The sequence below is a fragment of the Nocardioides sp. NPDC092400 genome (assembly GCF_040684155.1).
In the GTDB taxonomy this organism is placed as follows: Bacteria; Actinomycetota; Actinomycetes; order Propionibacteriales; family Nocardioidaceae; genus Nocardioides.
In genome coordinates, this window is sequence record NZ_JBFBFJ010000001.1 from 248,569 (window position 1) to 268,635 (window position 20,067).

The 20,067-nt window shown below is 73.3% G+C and carries 16 protein-coding genes; 10 read left to right on the top strand and 6 right to left on the bottom strand.

Translation table 11 applies throughout. The annotated features are described in order from the left end of the window. Positions 1-83: 83 nt before the first annotated feature. Complete coding sequence (locus AB0N29_RS01220) at positions 84-1,703, bottom strand: hypothetical protein (RefSeq protein ID WP_364863445.1); 1,620 nt, start codon at positions 1,701-1,703, stop codon at positions 84-86. Positions 1,704-1,939: 236 nt separating this feature from the next. Here AB0N29_RS01220 and AB0N29_RS01225 point away from each other — a divergent pair, with 236 nt between their 5' ends. Both AB0N29_RS01225 and AB0N29_RS01230 read left to right on the top strand, forming a co-directional pair. Then, a complete protein-coding gene (locus AB0N29_RS01225) occupies positions 1,940-4,528 on the top strand; it encodes an Ig-like domain-containing protein (protein ID WP_364863447.1) in 2,589 nt (862 codons plus the stop codon). 418 nt (positions 4,529-4,946) lie between these two features. Beyond that, positions 4,947-8,147: a hypothetical protein gene (locus tag AB0N29_RS01230; RefSeq protein WP_364863449.1), complete on the top strand. Its 3,201-nt coding sequence runs from the start codon at positions 4,947-4,949 to the stop codon at positions 8,145-8,147. Positions 8,148-8,206: 59 nt separating this feature from the next. Here AB0N29_RS01230 and AB0N29_RS01235 read toward each other — a convergent pair whose 3' ends face one another. After that, on the bottom strand, positions 8,207-9,256 hold the full coding sequence (locus tag AB0N29_RS01235) for a hypothetical protein (protein WP_364863451.1): 1,050 nt from the start codon (positions 9,254-9,256) through the stop codon (positions 8,207-8,209). A gap of 23 nt (positions 9,257-9,279) precedes the next feature. Here AB0N29_RS01235 and AB0N29_RS01240 point away from each other — a divergent pair, with 23 nt between their 5' ends. The 5 genes from AB0N29_RS01240 to AB0N29_RS01260 are packed head-to-tail and all read left to right on the top strand — an operon-like array spanning position 9,280 to position 13,926. Next, positions 9,280-9,972, top strand: a complete 693-nt coding sequence (locus AB0N29_RS01240; RefSeq protein WP_364863453.1) for an NUDIX domain-containing protein — start codon at positions 9,280-9,282, stop codon at positions 9,970-9,972. A gap of 23 nt (positions 9,973-9,995) precedes the next feature. Next, positions 9,996-10,931 (top strand): N-acetyl-1-D-myo-inositol-2-amino-2-deoxy-alpha-D-glucopyranoside deacetylase, encoded by a 936-nt coding sequence (gene mshB, locus AB0N29_RS01245; protein WP_302270050.1) that lies wholly within the window; start codon positions 9,996-9,998, stop codon positions 10,929-10,931. A 7-nt stretch (positions 10,932-10,938) separates the two neighbouring features. Then, positions 10,939-11,301, top strand: coding sequence for a hypothetical protein (locus tag AB0N29_RS01250; RefSeq protein ID WP_302270051.1), 363 nt, complete (start codon positions 10,939-10,941; stop codon positions 11,299-11,301). Positions 11,302-11,310: 9 nt separating this feature from the next. Further along, complete coding sequence (locus tag AB0N29_RS01255; RefSeq protein WP_364863456.1) at positions 11,311-13,035, top strand: VanW family protein; 1,725 nt, start codon at positions 11,311-11,313, stop codon at positions 13,033-13,035. A 30-nt stretch (positions 13,036-13,065) separates the two neighbouring features. Then, positions 13,066-13,926: an alpha/beta fold hydrolase gene (locus AB0N29_RS01260; protein ID WP_364863458.1), complete on the top strand. Its 861-nt coding sequence runs from the start codon at positions 13,066-13,068 to the stop codon at positions 13,924-13,926. Here the strand turns inward: AB0N29_RS01260 and AB0N29_RS01265 are convergent. Beyond that, on the bottom strand, positions 13,910-14,857 hold the full coding sequence (locus tag AB0N29_RS01265; RefSeq protein WP_364863460.1) for a GNAT family N-acetyltransferase: 948 nt from the start codon (positions 14,855-14,857) through the stop codon (positions 13,910-13,912). The two genes, AB0N29_RS01260 and AB0N29_RS01265, sit on opposite strands and share 17 nt — an antisense overlap. Before the next feature lie 89 nt (positions 14,858-14,946). On the opposite strand from AB0N29_RS01265, the gene fdxA reads away from it, so the two are divergent. The 3 genes from fdxA to AB0N29_RS01280 all read left to right on the top strand — a co-directional run bounded on the left by fdxA (position 14,947) and on the right by AB0N29_RS01280 (position 17,360). Beyond that, a complete protein-coding gene (fdxA, locus tag AB0N29_RS01270) occupies positions 14,947-15,273 on the top strand; it encodes a ferredoxin (protein ID WP_187811229.1) in 327 nt (108 codons plus the stop codon). Positions 15,274-15,287: 14 nt separating this feature from the next. Then, the gene (gene dapC, locus AB0N29_RS01275; RefSeq protein ID WP_364865415.1) at positions 15,288-16,367 is read left to right on the top strand and encodes a succinyldiaminopimelate transaminase; all 1,080 of its coding nucleotides are present in this window, start codon (positions 15,288-15,290) and stop codon (positions 16,365-16,367) included. A gap of 222 nt (positions 16,368-16,589) precedes the next feature. Then, a complete protein-coding gene (locus tag AB0N29_RS01280) occupies positions 16,590-17,360 on the top strand; it encodes a hypothetical protein (RefSeq protein WP_364863461.1) in 771 nt (256 codons plus the stop codon). 137 nt (positions 17,361-17,497) lie between these two features. Here the strand turns inward: AB0N29_RS01280 and AB0N29_RS01285 are convergent, their stop codons facing one another. The 3 genes from AB0N29_RS01285 to AB0N29_RS01295 all read right to left on the bottom strand — a co-directional run bounded on the left by AB0N29_RS01285 (position 17,498) and on the right by AB0N29_RS01295 (position 20,063). Beyond that, positions 17,498-18,709 (bottom strand): AI-2E family transporter, encoded by a 1,212-nt coding sequence (locus AB0N29_RS01285; RefSeq protein ID WP_364863462.1) that lies wholly within the window; start codon positions 18,707-18,709, stop codon positions 17,498-17,500. Between the two features lie 46 nt (positions 18,710-18,755). Continuing rightward, on the bottom strand, positions 18,756-18,935 hold the full coding sequence (locus AB0N29_RS01290) for a DUF5999 family protein (RefSeq protein WP_302270063.1): 180 nt from the start codon (positions 18,933-18,935) through the stop codon (positions 18,756-18,758). Positions 18,936-19,100: 165 nt separating this feature from the next. After that, positions 19,101-20,063, bottom strand: a complete 963-nt coding sequence (locus AB0N29_RS01295; RefSeq protein WP_364863464.1) for a hypothetical protein — start codon at positions 20,061-20,063, stop codon at positions 19,101-19,103. Between the last annotated feature and the right edge of the window lie 4 nt (positions 20,064-20,067).

The following is a 20,067-nucleotide window of genomic DNA, read 5'->3' on the forward strand; positions in this document are numbered from 1 at the left end:
ACCAGCGAGCGCCAGCGAGCGTCGTCGAGACCCCGTGACGGACGCAGGGCCTCGGGCACAGGGCAGGGCGCAGGGCCGAGGAGCTACCCGACCCGCTCGACGTCGGAGTCGTGGATCGCGGGCCCGCGCTCGAGCCACCACGCGGCGGCGCGGCGCACGTCGTCGGCGTCGTGGTCGGCGAGCTCCTTGACCTCCGGCGCGCCCTGCATGCCGAGCGCGAAGAGCATCGCGTGCCGCTCGGCCGGCCGCTGCTGGCCGGCGACGGAGTCGGCGAGGGTCGCGGCGTCCGCGGGGTCCAGCGCGGAGCGCGCCATCCCCATGTTCAGCAGCGCACGGGTGCGGATGGTCGGCCGCTCCTCGGAGTGGATCCGCCGCACCACCTTGTCGTGCCGGTCGCCGTGCCCCACGCGCATCAGCACCGTCCACGCCCGCGCGGAGAGCAGGTCGTTGGGGTGCGCGGTCAGCCGCAGGCACTGCTCGGCGACGGCCGGCGCGTACGGGCTGGCGGCGATCACCAGCGCCGCGTGGTGCCGCCGCGCCTTGTGCACGTGCAGCAGCGCCTCGCGCAGCAGCCGCCGCAGCATGGGGTCCGGCTCGCGCGAGTGCTGGGTGGGCGTCTGGGCCTGGGCGGTCGCAGCCAGCTCGGCGACGATCGCGACGGTCTGGGTGTGGGGGACCAGCTCGGACGTCGTGCGCGCCTGGGTCACCATGCCGAACGCCCGCCTCGTCCGCAGCCCGCCGCTCACCCGCTCCCAGGAGCTGTCCGGCAGGTGCACCGCGAGGTCGAAGAAGTCGAGCCGCCCGTCGAGCGGGTCGTGCCGCCGCAGCGCACCGACCACGGCGCTCTCGAGCTGAGCGAGCGCATCGGCCTTGAGGTGCCCGCGCGCGATCTTGTACGCCGCCACCGACGCGGCGGCGCGCCGCAGGTTGCCGTCGTCGCTGCCGAGCAGGCGCAGGACCAGGTCACCGGCGGGCGCGTCGGGCAGCTCGGTCAGCAGGTTCAGGACCGGCGCGACGACCTGTGCGTCCGGGTGCACCACGAACCCGCCGATCGCCCGCAGCATCGGCCGCTGCGCCGCGTTGTGGCGCAGCATCGTCGCCGCCGCCTCGTACCGGCGCACGTACGCCGGCCCCACCGCCACGCCGAGCTCCTCGACCAGCCGGCCGCACAGCCGCGTCCACTCCTCCTTGCGCAGGAAGACCCGGTCGAACCGGTGCAGCTGCTCGGCCAGCCGCAGCCACAGCGCGCCCCCGGCGTCGCCCCGCTCGGCCGCGTCCAGCATCCCCTCGAACGACCCGGGCGTCACCGTCTCGTCCTCGCGCAGCGCCGTCTCGCGCGGCGGGGGACCGCTGCCGAAGGCGCGACGCAGGCCGCTGGCCACCGACACCAAGGCACCCTCGGGCAGCCCGAGGACCTGCTCGTACGTCGCCACGACCCGCCCCGGCACCGGCTGCAGCCCGGACTCCCACCGCGACACGCGCGTGTTGTCGACCTGGACCCCGCGCTCCTTGAGGACTTTCAGGAAGCCGTCGCGCCGGGCCAGCTCGGGGTCCGGTCCCAGCAGCCGGTTGGTGCTGAGCAGCCACGCGACCCGCTGGTCGACGCCCACACCGAGCTCGGTGATCGGGGTGCTGTCGACCGGGAGCTTCTGCGGGCGACCGCGTCGGCGGGCGGCGCCCGAGCCCTCGCCCGTGCCTGTCATGCGGTCCTCTCCGGGCGGATGGGTCGAAGTGACTCCATGACCCGGTTCACGTCGTCGGGACCCATTTATTGCAGAAGTAAAGAGCGACTGCAACAAGTACGAGGTGGTCCAAGCCACCTCCCTAATGTTCACCTCGGCTCAGGGATCCGTGTCCAGAGCCACGGGGGCCTAATCGGTGGCCCCTATCGGCGTGCTCTTGCTCGCCACACTTAATCATTCCGGAAGGAAACACACGCATGAACAGCAGCGGCATCAAGCGGGGTCTCGCGGTTTCCGCGATCTCCGCTCTCGCGGTGGCCGGTATCCCGGCCCTCGCCACCTCGGCTTCGGCCGCCCCCGGTGACGTCATCACCGTCGGCTCCACCGGCCCGGCTCGTAACGCCGGCGCCGAGGGTGCGGTCGTCGTCCTCAACACCCGCGGCATTGACCCCGCCGACCTCGACGTCATCGGTGCGAACCTGACCGACTCCGAGGACAACGCGAACCAGGACGTCGCGATCGTCGGTACGCCGACCATCGTCACGACCGGCGCGCCGGGCGACACCACCCCGAATGACGGTCTCGACCAGATCACCGTTCGCGTCGCCGTCACCACGCCGGCCGCGGGCGCCACCGCGAACTTCGCGATCTTCGAGGACGAGGACGGCGCCGGTGCCGTCGACGCCACCGAGGCTCGCGCCCAGGTCTCGATCCAGACCGCCGGTGCCCCGACCTCTCTTGAGGTCACCCCGGGCAGCCAGACCGCCCCCGCCGGCACCCCGAGCGCCCCCTACTCGGTGACCGTCCGCGACGCCGCGGGCCGCGCCACCCAGCTGGCCACGGGCGAGACGATCGACCTCACCTCCACCCCGGGTGGCGTGACCTTCTACCGCCCGGTCGCCGGTGGCGCCCCGGTCGTGGACGCGTCCATCACCGCCGAGGAGGCCCGCACCGGCACCGCGTCGTTCCTGGCGAGCGCCGCTTCTGGTCAGTTCCTGATCAACCTCAACGGCCCCGGTTCGGCTGACAGCACCGCGACCCTCGACGTCGTGACCGCTGCCGCTGGCATCACCCCGGCCGAGTTCGACGTCGTCTCCGAGGCCGACAGCTACGCCGGCTTCGGCGACCGCGGCGACGCGGTGTCGACCCCGAACGCTGTCGACGTGCGCGTCGACCAGACCTCGGTCCGGATCGACATCCGCTCGGCCGTGCCGGTCTCGGACGCCCGCAAGGGTGCGACCGTCCTGCTGAACCTCACCGGCACCGGTGTCACCTTCGGTGGCCGCCCCGCGGGCACGGTCAGCACCGTCCTCGACCAGAACGGTGTGGGCTCGCTCACCATCACCCCCGACGCCGGCACCATCCAGGTCGGCGACACCATCCGCGTGCAGGGTTCGGGCATCGACACCACCCTGACCTTCGCTCGTGCCGCCCTGACGTCGGCTGCCCCCGAGGCGCAGACCTACGTCGCCAAGGCCGGCGGCTCGGTGGACATCACGGTCACCGCCCGCGACCAGTTCAACCTGCCGATCGCCGGCGCCGCGATCAGCGCGCAGCGTGCGGGTGCGAACAACGACGCGCAGCCGACCCCGCGCAAGGTGACCGACGCCAACGGCAAGGCCACCTTCACGTTCACCGACGCCCGCACCACGCCGGTCGCGAACACGCAGGACACGGTCACCTTCCGTGCCTACGCCGACGCGTTCGTCCCGGAGACCGCGCCGTCGATCAACAGCACCGCCACCATCCGCTACACCGCTGAGGGCCTGGGTCAGGACTTCACGCTCAGCCTCGACGGCGTCTCGGCGAACGGCACGGCCTACAACCCGGCCAACACCGTCATCGTCCCGCTGACCGACGGTGTCGTGGACACGGGTGACGGCGGTGCCAGCCCGGCTGGCGACGAGGTCCTCGCGCTCGGCGTGCTCGGCGGCGACGCGGGCGCTCCGGCGACCGTGACCGTCGACAACGGCGGCATCCTGCTGCGCCAGGGTGAGACCACCCTGCCGCAGGGCTCGGCCTCCGAGTCGATCGTCCTTCCGGCCAGCGCCCTCAACTCGATCCGCGTCGCGGGCACGAAGTCGGGTCTCACCACGGTCACCGTCACCTCGGGTGGCCGCACCAAGACGGCTCAGTTCACCGTCGCTGCGCAGAACAACCCCAACGCGGCGCGCAACGTCTCGGTGAGCGGCCCCGCCGAGGTTCCGGCCGGGACCCAGCAGATCACCTACACCGCGGTCGTCACTGACGCCTTCGGCAACGGTGTCGCCGGTGTCCCGATCGAGGGCCTCAACGTCCAGGTCTCCGGCCCGGGCGAGCTGCAGGACAGCGAGGCCGTCACCGACGCTCAGGGTCAGATCAACCTGAACGTCCGGACCGACGACAACGCGCAGGGTGCCATCACCATCGACGTTCAGGGTCGCCCGGGTGCGGCGCAGTTCGGCGCGGCGGCCAACCAGCTGACCTCGACGAGCACCGCCGGCGGCGCGCAGGGTCTCCCCGCCTCGTCCGACCGAGCCTCCGCCACCACCACGGTGCTTGCTCCGACCGACACCGGCACCGGGGGCGGCGTCAAGATCAACCCGGGCATCGATGGTGAGAGCAAGGGCAAGTACGACTTCGTCACCATCACGGTCGCCCGCGCCGGCGCCGACGCCACCGTCAAGCTCTTCCGCGTGAAGAACGGCGTGGCCAAGCGCGTCAAGCAGAAGGTGCTGGGCGCTGACGGTGTGGCTCGCTTCAAGCGCGCCGACCTCAACGGCTCGAAGGCGACCCGCTACTACGCGGTGGTCGGCAAGACCGTTGCCAACCAGAAGGGCAAGACGCGCACCATCGGCGTCAAGTGACTTCTTGATCCACCACGGGTGACTCCCCGGGCCTTCGGGCCCGGGGAGGAGCTCCCACCGGGGGCCTAGCTCCCGCAGCCCCCGGGGCTGCAGTACCACCGATAGTCGGGACACACAGACGCGGTCCGGGCCATTCTCTGTTTGCCGCTGCGCGAGAATGGTCCGGACCGCCTGTCTCACCCTAGGGCACGCGATGTGCGAGACCCTGACAAGGACGCCGTGCGACGCACGGCGTCCTTTGCATTTCACCGAGTGGACCAGACCGGACGACACGCATGTCCTCCATCCGAATGGTCACGGGCAACGTCGGTGCGCGCTGCCAGCATCGGCGTGCAACCACATGGGGAACCAGCAGCGGAGCCCTGTGAACGTCGCCGAGAGCCTCTCGGCGAACCGCTCACTCGGAGGTGCACACAGCATGCGCAGAACCATCACGCGCGGTCTCGCGACCGCTTCCGTCACCGCCCTCGCCGTCACCGGCGTACCGGTGGCCGCCTGGGCGACCACCGTCGCCGAGCAGGTCGGCGCCGGCGAGGTCGTCCTGTACAGCCAGTTCGGCTCCGGCAACGAGGCGAGCTCGCGTGCCGACGGCACGGACTCCACGATCCGGCTCGCCGCGGGCGCCGGGAACGACGTGTCGGCGGTGACCTTCTCCTACTCGGTCGGCGGCGGCTACGAGACCATCACGACGGTCAGCCAGCGCAACGACGACGGCCTGTTCACCTTCGAGTGGACGCCGCCCGCCTCGGTGCAGGGCACGACCGTGACCCTGCGCGCCAGCGCGAGCGTCGGCGGCACCACGGTGAACGCCGACCGCGCCGGCGTGGAGGTCTCCGCGCCGGGCGGCACCGCGAACACCGTCAACCTCGCCCAGGGCACGCGGCTCGGCGTGTTCCAGCAGCCGTACGGCCTCACCCAGGACAGCCAGCTCGTCCGGGTCAGTGGCACCACGTCCGCCACCTCCGGGAACGTCGCCGTCTCCCGCCTCGACGGGGAGGGCGCCGCCGAGGGCACGACGAACGCACCGGTGACCGCCGCGCAGGGCGCGACGACCGGGACCTTCGAGGGCTCCCTCGACATCACCGGCTACCCGTACGGCGAGGGCGCCGGCGCGGTCGACCAGCTCGTGCTCGGCGCCGACCGCGACACCGACGACGTCGAGGGCTACACCCTCTACCGGCAGACCATCACCACCGTCACCGCCGCGGCCGACCGCACCCAGGTGCCGGCCGGCCAGGACGCCGCCGTCACCGTCACCGTCAAGGACCAGGACGGGCAGCCGATCGTCGGCGCCGAGGTCCGCTCCTCCGAGAGCGGGCTGCTCGCCCAGCCGGAGTACACCGACGCCGACGGCCAGGCGACCTTCCAGCAGGGCTCGGGCACCGCGTACTACTACGCCAACGCGACCGGCGGCAACGCCTACGAGGAGTCGCTCGGCGACAAGCGGTCCGCCGACGTCACCGTCACCCAGTACAACGCGAGCCCGGCGAAGCTGGCCGGCAGCTCGGCCGACGGCCCGGCGTTCGACGTCGACGAGTCCGCCACCGGTGACATCGCGGTCCAGGTGCAGGACCAGAACGGCAACGACCAGGCGGTGCCGCTGCGCACGGTCCGCTACTACTGGCAGATCACCCCGTTCGACGGCTCGCCGGCCACCGTCCGGTCGCCCGCGACCGGGACCTCGACCGCCACCACGAACCAGGACGGCCGCGCGAGCATCCCGTTGCCGACCGGCCAGGAGTCCGGCACCTACGAGCTCTTCGCCGAGCTCGCCCCCGCGCCCCTGACCGGTACGGGCGCCATCCCGAGCAGCAAGGTGCTGACGGTCAAGGCCGGCGAGGCGTCGGTCGAGTACGACGCCGCGAGCCCCGAGCAGGCGGTCGCCGGCGGGTCCGAGGTCGTCGACGGCTCCCTCGAGCTCGAGGACGGCACCGGCCTGGGCGGCCGGAGCATCGCGCTGACCTACCAGCGCGGCACCGAGTCCGGCACGGGCGCCGGTCAGGCCGGGGACGCCGGCTTCACCGACGCCTCCGGCGCGATCGCGACCAGCCGGACGGTCACCACGGCCGCCGACGGGGGCTTCTCGGTCACGGTCAAGGACCCGACGGAGAACCCGCAGCCGGAGGAGAAGGGCGGCAACATCGACGCCGCCCCGGCCGGGAACGCCGACGCCGCGACCAACGACCACGGCGTGGACTTCCTCAAGTCCGTCACCGCCGGCAAGGTGGAGATCGCCCCGGAGACCGCGCTCAGCAGCGGCGGCAAGACGCCCGGCCGACCGGTCAGCTCCCGGGTGACGGTCACCAGCGCCGAGGGCACCGCGCTGGCCAACCAGACGGTCACCCTCACCACCGACAAGGGCTTCTTCACGCCGTACGCCGCGACCTCGGCGGCGCTGACGCCCGACCCGGCCCCCGCCGCGGGTGCCGACGCCGGCGAGGTCAAGGACAGCGGCAAGTCGATCACCGTCCGCACCAACGAGCAGGGCGTCGCGACGTTCACGCTCGCCATCGAGCGCGACGCCGGCTTCGACGACGACGGCAAGGTCGACGCGACCGTGACCGCGACCGTCGGCGGGTCGAGCGACACCGAGGTCGTCGACTGGACCTCGGCCAACCCGGTCAACGGCGGCAAGGTCCGCGTCGAGTTCGCGCCCGACGCCGTCCAGGAGTCGGGCGTGCTCCCGAAGGCGCCGACCAGCGACGAGGTCTTCTTCGACCTCTTCACCGAGGACCAGTTCGGCAACCTCGTCGGCGGGGAGACGGTCAACCTGTCCGAGGACGCCCCGGGCGCGCAGCTCTCGGCGACGACGGCGCAGTCGGACTTCGCCAAGGACGGCGACTTCTCGGCGACGGCCCGGTCGGCCGGCGACGCGGTCGTCACGGCCAGCTGGCAGACCGAGTCCAACCGGTACAGCTCGGCCACCCCGCCGGTCGCCACGGCCGGCACCGAGACGGTCACCGGCTCGCGGACGGTCGGCTTCTACGCGGTCGACCCCGCGGCCTCGACCTTCCGTCTCGACCACTCCGGCGCCGACAGCCAGCGGGTCGGCTCCACGGTGACCTCGACGTACACCGCGGTGGACCAGAACGGCGAGCCGATCTCGGACCTGTTCGTCCAGTTCTTCCGCAGCGGGCCGGACCGCAACGGCAACGGCGAGGGCAGCCAGACCAGCGGCCTGCTCGGCCAGGACGGCAAGCTGGAGTACGTCTTCCAGGGCGGCCGGGCCGGCACCGCCACCATCACCGTGGTCGCCCGCGAAGGCTCCGCGACCGCCGACACGGTCCCGGCCGCGCAGCGCACCGACCGGATCACCTTCACCGGCGGCAGCACCCTGCAGGCGGTCGTCGCCAAGCTCACCGGCGGCAACGCCGCCGGCGGCAAGGACCGGCTGACGGTCAAGGCGCCGGCGAAGGCCAAGGGCGCGAAGGTCACGCTCTACAAGGTCAAGGCCAACGGCAAGCGGGTCGTCGTGACGACCGGCAGGCTCAGCGCCAAGGGCGCCACGACCTTCACGGTCAAGGACACCAACGGCGGCGCGCGGACGACGTACGTCGCCAAGGTCGCCAAGACCGCCCGCACCAAGGCCGACACCACGGGCAAGACCTCCGTGAAGTGACGACCGGCTAGCAGCACCGCGACGCCCCCGGACCGGACGGTCCGGGGGCGTCGTGCGTCTCAGGCCGGGACCGAGGACCGGGGCACCGCGACCACCCACCGACGGCGCGGGTGCTCGGTGACGGTCCACAGCAGGTCGTCCTGGGGCCACCAGCAGATGTCCTCGGGCCCCATCGGCAGCGCCCGCCGGTGGCGGCGGAACGAGCCGGGGGCGCCGACGTGCAGCGAGCCGGACGTCCAGGGGCCGTGCGAGGCGGTCACGTGGTAGCCGCCGCCGGCCGTCACCGCGCCCTGCATGCCGGCGAGCCCGGTGTCGTCGAGCGCGGCCGGGCGGGCGTACCCGGACTCGTCGAGCACCGGCAGCCCGGTGTCGGCGTCCAGCGGGTAGTGGGCGAACCGACGGGTCTGCTTCCGGCGGGCGTACTCACCGGCGAGCAGGCCGGGCGGGGTGGTGGACCGGTCCAGGGAGAGGAAGGAGTACCGCAGCCGCTCGACCCCCTCGTCGGCGGCGGCCCGGTGGGTGAAGCGCACGGGCAGGACGTAGCGGTAGCCGAACAGCGAGTCGCCCTCGACCGGCGCCCACATCAGGTCCTCCAGGCGCACCGACACGAAGCCGCGGGCCGTGGCGGCCACGTGGACGTACGGCCCGCGCCACACGATCCCCCCGGCGTGGACGCGCAGCGGCTCGAGGTGCACCGCGCCGTCGGCGACCTTCGGCACGACCAGCAGCACGTGCCGGTAGCGCAGCGTGTCGAGGTCGACGAACGTCAGCCGCGAGCCCTGGTCGGCCTTGGCGTACCAGGAGACCACCAGCACCCGGCGGCCCTCGACCAGGTCGGTGGAGTCCGAGGCGTCCGCGGAGGAGGAGATGCCCTGCGGCCACCACAGCGGGTCGCGCCGGTCGGCGGCGTCCCAGGTGAAGGCCCGCCGCACCTTCCGCCCCAGCAGCCGGCCCAGCGGCGCCCGGCGGCCGCGGCGGCCGGAGGCGCGGAGGTCCTCGAGGAACCGGCCGACGGGCACCCGCCCGCCGCCGGAGGGTTCCAGGCGGGCGGCGAGCGCCTCGATCTCGTCGACGTTCTCCGTGGTCCGGGTCAGGTGCACTCCGTGCATGCCCCGACCCTAGAGTTCGGCAGGTGAGGCAACAGGTCGTCGCCGCCGCGGTCCTCCGCGGCGGCCGGGTGCTGGCGGCGCGCCGTACCCGTCCTCCGGAGGCAGCCGGACGGTGGGAGCTGCCCGGCGGCAAGGTCGAGCCGGGGGAGCGGCCCGAGAGCGCCCTCGAGCGCGAGCTGGCCGAGGAGCTCGGCGTCGAGGTGGACGTCGTCCGCTGGCTCGCCGGCGTCGTGCCCATCAGCGACACCCACGAGCTCACCGCCGCCCTGGTCCGGATCGGCGGCGACGTCGAGGAGCCCGAGCCGCGCGACGACACCCACGACCGGCTCCGCTGGCTCGGGCCCGACGAGCTCAACGAGGTGGACTGGCTCGAGCCGGACCGCGCGTTCCTCGCCGAGGTCGCCCACGAGCTGCGGTCGACGGGGCCGAGCCTGCGGGCGGTGTTCTTCGAGGAGGACGACGCCGTGCAGGTCGCCCGCAGGCTCCGCCACGACGGGTACGACGCCCACGTCGAGCGCGAGCGGCTCGCCGGCGAGGACGACGACGAGGACCACCCCTGGGCGGTGCTCGCCGACGCCCCGGTCGTCGCGCTGGAGCTCCTGGTCGACGAGCACGACGGCTGGCTGGACCACGAGGACGGCGCGGAACAGACCAGGCCGGCGGCGGGTTCCCCCCTCGACCTGCCGACCGCACCTCGTCGGATCAAGCGCCCCTGATCACCGGACCTAGGATCATCCTCATGCCCGAACGCCCCGAGCACCGCCTCCTCCTCGTCCACGCCCACCCCGACGACGAGACGATCGGCCAGGGCGCGACCATGGCGAAGTACGTCGCCGAGGGCCGCGGCGTCACGCTCGTGACCTGCACGGCCGGCGAGATGGGCGAGATCCTGGTGCCCGAGCTGGAGCACCTCGCGGCCGACAAGGAGGACCGCCTCGGCGAGCACCGCCGTGGCGAGATCGCCGACGCGATGAGCGAGCTGGGCGTCACCGACCACCGGTGGCTCGGCGGCTTCGGCACCTACCGCGACTCCGGCATGGCCTGGCACCCCGACGGCCACGCGATCGGCGACCCCGAGGTGATCGCCAAGCACCCCAACGCCTTCTGGAACGCCGACCTCACCGAGGCCGCCGACCACCTCGTCACGATCATCCGCGAGGTCCGGCCGCAGGTCCTGGTCACCTACGACCAGTTCGGCGGCTACGGCCACCCCGACCACATCCAGGCCCACCGGGTCGCGATGTACGCCGCGCAGCTCGCCGCCGTGCCGTCGTACAAGGCCGAGCTCGGCGAGCCGTGGGAGGTCGCCAAGATCTACTGGGGCGCGATGTCGGAGAGCCGGATGCGCCAGGGCCTGCGGATGCTCCGCGAGGCCGGCGACACCACGTCGTTCGAGGGGATGGACCCCGACGGCCCGCTCCCGCACTTCGTCACCCCCGACGAGAACCTCGCCGCGGGCATCGACGCGACCGACTTCGTGGACCGCAAGATGGCCGCGCTCAAGGCCTACCCGACCCAGGTCACCACCGACGGGCCGTTCTTCGCGCTCAGCAACAACGTCGGCGCGACGGCCTGGGGCCTGGAGTTCTACCGGATCGCCAAGGGGCAGCAGGGCCCGGTCGGCGAGGACGGCCTCGAGAGCGACCTCTTCGCCGGGCTCCCTGCCGGCAGCTGACGCGCCGGTGAGGGTGCTGGCCGCGATCGGCCTGCTCGTCGCCTGCGCGGTGACCGGCGTGGCCGTGGCGGTGGCGACGGTCGCCCTCCACCAGCTGTGGTGGGGGCTGCTCCTCGGCGCGCTCGCGGGCGTCGCCGCCCTGGTCGCGCTGCCCGCGCGCTGGTGCACGCGCCCGCCGTACGCCGGGGGATGGGCCGCCGTGCTGGCCGCCGCGCTGCAGGAGCGTCCCGAGGGCGACTACCTGGTGCCGGCGGGCGGGGGCGGCTACCTGCTCCTCGGCCTGGCGCTCGTGCTGCTCGTGGCGGCGTTCGCCACGCTCCCGCGCCCCGCCCGGGCCGCCGACCGGCCCGGCCAGGCACCCCCTTCCTAGGATGGCGGCGTGAACGAGCAGCAGGCGGCCCCGTCCCGCGACAAGGCCGGCGGCCGCGCCGTCCTGTTCGTCCTGCTGGGACTGGTGGCGCTCGTCGGCGTCGGGTGGGTCGTCGCCTACGCGATGGCCGGTGACCGCGTGCCCCGTGGGACGACCGTGTCCGGCGTGGCGATCGGCGGGAAGCAGCCCGACGCGGCGGTCCGCGCGCTGCGCGACGGGCTCGCCGAGCGCGCCGACGTGCCGTTCACCCTGACCGCCGGTGGCCGGACGTGGGACGTCGACCCCGCGGCCGCCGGCGTCGCCGTCGACCACCGGGCCTCGGTCGCCGAGGCCGGCGGCGGACGGTCCTGGGACCCGCGGCGGCTGTGGGCCTACTACACCGACGGCGAGGACCTCGACGCCGTGGTCGTCGTCGACGAGGAGGCCCTCGCCGAGGCGCTGGCGCCGGTCGAGGAGGACGTCGTCCGGCCCGCCCGCGACGGCGCGATCCGGTTCGAGGGCAGCCGGGTCGTCACGACCGACCCGCGCCCGGGCGAGGAGGTCGACCGGGACGCGCTGCGCGACGAGCTCGCGGCGGCGTACCTCTCCGAGGAGCCGGCGATCGAGGTGCCCCTGGTCGAGACCGAGCCCGAGATCGACGAGGCCGACCTGCGCGAGGCCGTCGAGGGCTTCGCCAACCCGGCGGTCTCGGCCCCGGTCACCCTCGTCTTCGACGACTCGCCGGTGCGGCTGTCCCCGCGTCAGTTCGCGCCGCTCGTCACCATGACCGCCGAGGGCGGCGAGCTGGTGCCGGAGGTCGACGAGCCGGCGCTGGAGGACCTCGTCGGCGACGTGGTCGGCGACGACGGCGCCCCGGTCGACGCGACCGTGGCCCTCGTGGGCGGCAAGCCGAAGGTCGTGCCGGCCAAGCCCGGGGTGACCTACGACCCCGAGCAGGTCACCGAGACCTTCCTCGACCTGGTCACCCGCACCGGGGAGGACCGCAGGCTGGAGGTCCGGGCGAAGGTCGCCGAGCCGGAGTTCACCACCGCCGACGCCCGCAAGCTCCAGATCACCGAGCAGGTCTCGACGTTCACGACGTACTACCCCCACGCCGACTACCGCAACACCAACATCGGCCGGGCCGCCGAGCTCGTCGACGGCACCGTGCTCAAGCCGGGGGAGACCTTCTCGCTCAACGGCACGGTCGGGGAGCGCACCGAGGAGAACGGCTTCACCGACGGCTTCGTCATCAACGACGGCATCCTGGTCGAGGACCTCGGCGGCGGCGTCTCGCAGATGGCCACGACGCTGTTCAACGCGATGTTCTTCGCCGGCCTCGAAGACGTCGAGCACAAGCCGCACTCCTTCTACATCGACCGCTACCCGGTCGGTCGCGAGGCCACCGTCGCCTGGGGAGCGGTCGACCTGCGGTTCCGCAACGACACGCCGTACGGCGTGCTGATCGACGCGAAGGTCACCCCGAGCAGCAGCAGCGGTGGCCAGGGCGTGGTCACGGTCTCGATGTGGTCGACCAAGGTCTGGGACATCACCACCACCACCTCGGACCGGTACGCCTACACGCCGCCGAAGACGCGGACGCTCGACACCCCGGACTGCTACCCCAACACCGGGTACTCCGGCTTCCAGGTCGACGTGGTGCGCTACTTCCGCAAGGCCGGCCAGGACGAGCTGGACCACCGCGAGACCTTCCACACGACGTACACCCCCAGCGACACGGTCGTCTGCAAGTAACCGCCGGCGGTCCCCGTCGTTGGTCCGGACGTGCGCGCACCCCTCGCGGCCGTCGTCTCGGCCCTCCTGCTCCTGCTCGCCCCGCTCGCGATCGTCGGATCGGCAGGCCCGGCCGGTGCAGCGCCGTCGGGGTTCCCCCTGCCGCTGCCGGGCGGGCCCGGCGACCCGGTCGGCGCCAACGACTGGGACTGCCGCCCGACCGCGGAGCGACCCACCCCGGTGGTCCTCGTCCACGGCACGATCGGCGACCGCCGGAGCCTGCTCGACCCGCTGTCGGCCGCGGTCAAGGCGAAGGGGTTCTGCGTCTACTCCCTCGACTACGGCAACCGCGGCACCGGCGACATCGCCACCTCCGCCCAGCAGCTGAAGCGGTTCACGAAGCGCGTGCTGGCCGCGACCGGCGCCGCGAAGGTCTCGATGGTCGGCCACTCCCAGGGCGGGATGATGCCCCGCCACTACATCAAGTTCCTCGGCGGGGCGAAGGTCGTCGACGACCTCGTCGGCCTCGCGCCGTCCAACCACGGCACCGTCCTCAGCGGCGGGACCGCGCTCGCCCTGCTCACCAACCCCGTCCTCGACCTGGTCTGCCGGTCGTGCAACCAGCAGGCGGTCGGCTCGCCGTTCCTCACCCGCCTCAACGCCGGCGACGAGACGCCCGGGCGGGTCAGCTACACGCAGGTGACCACGGCGTACGACGAGGTCGTCGTGCCGCACCTGTCCGGGTACCTCGAGCCCGGTCCGCGCACGACCAACACCACGATCCAGGACTCCTGCCCCGGCGACCTCGCCGAGCACCTGCTGATCCCGACCAGCCGCACCGCGATCGCCTGGACCCTCGAGGCGCTGACCCGGCCGGGCCCGGCGCGCAAGGGATTCAGGCCGGCGTGCTGAGCTCCAGCGCCAGGTAGCGGTACCGGTGGTGCTCGACGAACCCGAGCCGGTCGTAGAGCGCCACCGCCGGCTCGTTGTCGGCGAGCACCTGCAGGTACGCCGTCGTCGCCCCCTGCTCCGCGCCCCAGCCCAGCAGCGCGGCCATCACCCGCAGCCCGAGGCCCTGCCGCCGTCGCTCGGGGTCGACCTCGATGCCGCGGAACCCCACCCAGTCCCGGTCGTACGCCGCCACGCCGGTCGCCCCGGGCAGCTGTGCCCGCACCACCCCGGGAGTCTGCTCGACCAGCTCGACCTCGTCGTCGGTGGTGCCGGCTCCCCGCAGCGCGCGGCGGGCGGCGGCGGCGACCCCGGCCACGGAGAACACCGTGTCGGCGTCGCCGCTCTCGGCGACCCACCCGCGCGCGCGGAAGGACGCCTCCTCGGCGCCGTCGGCCAGCACCGCGGCGACCGGCCGCCCGGTCGTGGCGGCGTAGAAGCCCACCACCTGCTCGTGGGCCCGGTCGACCGGGTCGACCCCGGCGGGGCCGAAGGCCAGCACGGAGTTGGCGCGCCGGGCCGTCGAGGTGGGGGAGCGGCGCAGCAGCCAGTCGCCCACCGGCTCGGTCACCAGGTCCGGCCACAGCGCGAGCGCCCGCAGCTGCGCCTCGCGGGGGTCCACGCGGAGCCGGTGGCTGGGGCGGGGCGGCACCGGCTTGCCCGAGACGATGTCGGCCAGGGCGATCCGGACGGGCGCGGCCGCGGGGTCGTCGGGCTGCAGCAGGCAGCTGCCGCCAGGACCGCCGGTCCAGGCCAGGCAGGTGCCGAGCTGGTCGGTGAGCGCCGGTCCGCCGCTCGGACCGGTCCCGCCGCGCAGCACGCGGCGCACCACCACGCGGCGGCCCACGACGTGCGGTCCGAGCAGGTGCTGTCCCACCGCTGCCGGAGTGCCCACGCCCACATCCTGGGGTTCTGACGGAACGACCACGACCGGATACTAGGGTTGAGCCCGTACGTGCATCCCTTTGCGCCCAGGAGGAACCGGTGACCTACGTCATCTCCCAGCCGTGTGTCGACCTGAAGGACCGCGCGTGCGTCGACGAGTGCCCGGTCGACTGCATCTACGAGGGCAAGCGGATGCTGTACATCCACCCCGACGAGTGCGTCGACTGCGGTGCCTGCGAGCCGGTCTGCCCGGTCGAGGCCATCTTCTACGAGGACGACGTGCCGGAGCAGTGGAAGGACTACTACACCGCGAACGTCGGCTTCTTCGACGACCTCGGCTCGCCCGGTGGCGCGGCCAAGATGGGTGAGATCGACAAGGACCACCCGTTCATCGCCGGGCTCGAGCCGCAGAACCAGGACCACTGAGCGTCTCCTCGCGGCTGCCTGACTTCCCCTGGGACCACCTGGTCAGGTACGCCGAGCAGGCCCGTCGGCACCCCGACGGGATCGTCGACCTCTCGGTCGGCACGCCGGTCGACCCCACTCCCGAGGTCGTCCAGCAGGCGCTGCGCGCTGCCGCGGACTCGCCGGGCTACCCACTCACGATCGGCCGCGCCGAGACCCGCCAGGCCTGCCTGGACTGGATGGAGCGCAAGCACGGCGTGACCGGGCTGGGGCTCGACCAGGTGCTGCCGGTGATCGGCTCCAAGGAGCTGATCGGATCGATGGCGGTCCACCTCGGGATCGGTGCGGGTGACCTGATCGGCTACCCCGAGCTGGCCTACCCGACCTACGAGGTCGGCGCCGCCCTCGCCGGTGCCCGCGCCCTCGCGACGGACTCGCTGACGGCGTTCGGGCCGGAGGTGCCGCGGCTGCTCTGGCTCAACTCGCCCTCCAACCCCACCGGCCGGGTGCTGCCCGTCGAGCACCTCCGCAAGGTCGTCGAGTGGTGCCGCGAGCGGGGCACGATCCTCGTCTCCGACGAGTGCTACGTCGAGTGCGCCTGGGAGGCCGAGCCGGTCTCGGTGCTGCACCCCGACGTCTGCGGCGGGTCGGCCGAGGGCATCCTCGCCGTCCACTCCCTCTCCAAGCGCTCCAACCTCGCGGGCTACCGCTGCGCGTTCGTCGCCGGCGACGCCGCCCTGGTCGGCGAGCTGCTCGCGGTGCGCAAGAACCTCGGCCTGCAGATGCCCGGCCCGCAGCAGCGGGCGATGGCCGCCGCGCTCGACGACGACGTCCACGCCACCGAGCAGCACGCCCGGTACGCCGCGCGCCGCCGCGTGCTGCGTGACGCCCTGGAGGGCGCGGGGTTCCGCGTCGACCACTCCGAGGCCTCGCTCTACCTCTGGTCCACCCGCGGAGAAAGCTGCTGGGACACGGTCGCGGCGCTCGCCGAGCGCGGCATCCTCGTCGCTCCCGGCTCCTTCTACGGGAAGGCCGGCGACCAGCACGTCCGGGTGGCCTTCACCGCCACCGACGAGCGCATCGACGCCGCCGCGGAGCGTCTTTCCGCCTCCTGAGGGATCGGGTAGCCCGAAATCCGGGATCCGAGGTGTGATCGGGCTCACCGCGGGTTACGGTGCACACGGGTTCACCGGCGACGCCGGCGAGGGGTAACAGCGCAGTCGCGCGCCTCGGGACATCGGGGCAACGGCTGTGCACTCCCTCGTCCGGATGCCGGTGCGCCACAGGCAACGCGTGACGACCGCACGCTGACCTCACCCCCCTTAGGAGACACCCAGATGATCCGATCCCTCCTCCGGCCCGTGGCGGTGGCCTTCGTGGCCGTCGCGCTCGTGCTGGGGTTCACCAGTGGCGCCGGTGCCGGCGTCACTCGCGCGCCGAGCGCCACCACCGCCTCCTCGTCGGCCGCCGCGGCTGCCGACTGCTCCGCGGAGCGGGCGGACGTCAACCGGGCCAACAAGCAGGTCAAGAAGAAGCAGACCAAGCTGAAGGCCGCCAAGAAGCAGCTCCGCAAGGCCAAGAGCTCGGGCAACCAGACCAAGGTCAAGAAGGCAAAGGTCAAGAAGAAGAAGTTCGCCAAGCAGGTCCGCAAGGCCAAGCAGCGCAAGTCGCGCGCCCAGCGCAACCTGCGTGCCTGCCAGAACAGCGGCACGCCCACGACGCCGGGCGCCAGCCCGATCCAGGCGCTGTGCGACGCCGGTCTGCCCCAGGCGATCTGCGACGCGTTCGCCAGCATCCCGATCCCGACCCCGGGTGGCGGCGGTGGCGCGAGCCCGCTGCAGCCGCTCTGCGACGCTGCTGCGCCCCTGCAGCCGCTCTGTGACGCCACGGCCGGCGGTCTTCCGGCGCCGGGTGCGGACAGCCCGATCCAGCCGCTGTGCGACGCCGGTCTCCCGCAGGCCATCTGCGACGCGGCTGCCGGTGGTCTCGGCGGCGGCAACCCGCTCGACCTGCTGCTCGGCCCGCTCTGCGAGGCCCTGCCGATCGACCTGCCGCTGGTCTGCGACCTGCCGGGGCTGCCCCTGCCGTTCCCGCGCCAGGCCGCCTGACCCAGCAGTACAGCACCACGGCAGTACAGCACCACAGCAGCACCGCACCACACGCGACAGCGCCACCGCCCGGGCCGGGCGGTGGCGCTGTCGTCGTACGTGGAGGGGTGCGGTGCGGGTCAGGTCCCGCACCCCGGTCAGGCCGGCTGCGCCCCGGCGTCCTCGTCGGGCGCCGGCGGGGTGAGCGGCGGGGCCGGGTCCGCGAGCGTCGAGAGGTAGCGCAGGACGACGGCGACCATGGCCGCGACGGGTACGGCGAGGAACGCCCCGGCGATGCCGAACAGGGTCGAGCCCACGGTCACCGCGAGGATCACCACGCCGGCGTGGAGCTGCATCGCACGCGACTGCAGCCACGGCTGGAGGACGTTGCCCTCGAGCTGCTGGACCACGATGATCGCCGCGAGCACGACCAGCGCGCCCTCGATGCCGACCGACACCAGCGCCACCAGGACCGCGAGGCCGCCGACGACGAAGGCGCCGAGGATCGGGACGAACCCGCCGAAGAACGTCAGCACCGCCAGCGGCACGGCGAGCGGGACGCCGACCACGGCGAGGGCGATGCCGATGAGCACCGCGTCGACGAGGCTCACGATCGCCTGGGTCCGGACGAAGCCGCCGAGCGTGGTCCACACCTGGTCGAGCACCTGGTCGAGGTGTCGGCCCACCCGGGGACCGGTCACCCCCGCGGCCCACGGCCGGAACCGGTGGCCGTCCTTGAGGTAGAGGAACGTCAGCACGAGGGTGAGGGCCAGCGTCACCAGGCCGGAGGACACGGCGTTCACGCCGACGAGGACGCCGCTGGCGATCGACCCGGCGCTGTCGCCGAGCCGGTCGCGGGCGTCGGTCACGGCGGTGTCGACCTGGTCCTGGGAGATCAGCTCCTTCTCGACCGCCCAGTCACGCAGCTGGTCGATGCCCTCGGAGGCGTCGGAGACGATCTCGTCGCCCTGACCGGTGACCGACGGCGCGATGGCCGCCACGCCGCCGGCGATGACGGCCAGCGCCGCGATCATCACGAGGCCGGCGGCCAGTCCCCGCGGCACCCGGGTGCGCCGGGTCAGCAGCTCGCTGGCGGGCTGCAGGACCGACGCCAGGATGAGGGCGAGGAAGGCGGGCAGGAGGGCGACCCACAGCACCCCGACCAGCCAGCCGAGGACGACGGCTGCGAGGGCGACGCCCACCCAGCGCCAGGACCAGGTGGCGAGCCAGGTCAGGCCGGTGGCCAGGCCGGCCTGGCGGGCGGTCTCGCTCGCCGCTGCCAGCGGGGCGGACGTGGGTGCGGGAGCGGGATCGGGCGCGGAGCGCTGGCTCGCGTCGGGGCTCGGGGAGTCAGGGGAGGTCGGGGGCACACAGGACGGGTACCCCCTTCGACCGGCTCCGCCCGGTGCGCACCCCTCAGGAGGCCGGCTGCAGCAGGTGGTCGGAGCCGTCAGGGGTCAGGTAGTGGCCGTCGTCGAAGAGCACGACGCCGTTGCAGAGCCGGCACCAGCCCTGCTCGCTGTGGTCGGCGGTGACGTGCGCCGACCAGCAGGCGGCGTCGGTGGGCTCGGGGCAGGCGGGGGAGTGGTCGCACATCGTCGTGGTCGCTCTCGGTCTCGATCGGGTGGAAGCGTGGAAGGGCTTCCATGGAACGACACGATCGGCCGTCGTGCAGCCGATCTGCGCGAATCTGTGGACAAGCCTGCGGCGACCTGGAGGCTGTGCGCGCGGGCCGGCCCCACCGCCGGCGCAGCGGCTGCCTCAGTCGAAGACGTCGACGTGGACGTGGTCGCGGTGCTCGAGGATCGCCTGGTCGCCCGAGCGCGACGGCGGGTCGTAGTCGCGCCAGCCGGACCCGGAACGCCAGCCGTTCTTCCAGATCCGGTCGTCGAAGATCACCGTCTGCACGTCCAGCCGGTCGGCCATCGCCACGAGGTAGTGGGCGACCGCCCAGCCCCGGGTCTTGTTGGTCTCGTTGACCGGGCGGAAGAAGACGTCGACCGCCCGCCCGTCGTAGTGCGTCGAGCCCTCCATGTGGCCGTCGCGCACGCCGCCGGGTGCGAACCCGCCGAGCGACTGGTCGCCGAACACGTTCTCGACCTCCCGGCGCACCTTCTCGGCCCGGCGGACCAGCCCGGAGGCGGTGAGGTCGTCGGAGGCCTCCTCGGCGTCGCCGTCCACCTCGCAGGTGAAGGCCGCACGGGAGTTGCCGGTGAGGGCGGAGGCGAGGACGCGGGCGTCGGCCTCGTGGTCGGCGTAGGCGTCGGGGAAGCCCGAGCGCTGGACGAGCTGGGCGGCCTCGGTCACCTCCATCGACTCGTACCCGCCGACCTCGGCCAGCTCGTCGTAGAACTTCCCGGCGGCGTACGCCGGGTCGAGCACCTGCGCGGGCGTGCCCCAGCCCTGCGAGGGCCGCTGCTGGAACAGCCCGAGGGAGTCCCGGTCGCCGTAGTCGATGTTGTAGAGCTCCGACTCCTGGTACGCCGTGGCGAGCGCGATCGTGGCCGCGCGCGCGGGCAGGCCGCGGCCGACGGCGATGCCGGTGACCAGGGCGGCGTTCTCGGCCTGCTCCACGTCGAGCTCGACCGTGCGGCCGTCGACCGTCGCGGTGCACTGCTCGCTGCCCAGGAACGGGGTGGAGTCCCGCAGGACGTCCCACCCCACGTACGCGCTCACGCCCAGAGCGGCCGCGCCCAGCAGCGCGACGCCCGTCCCCACCCTCATGGAG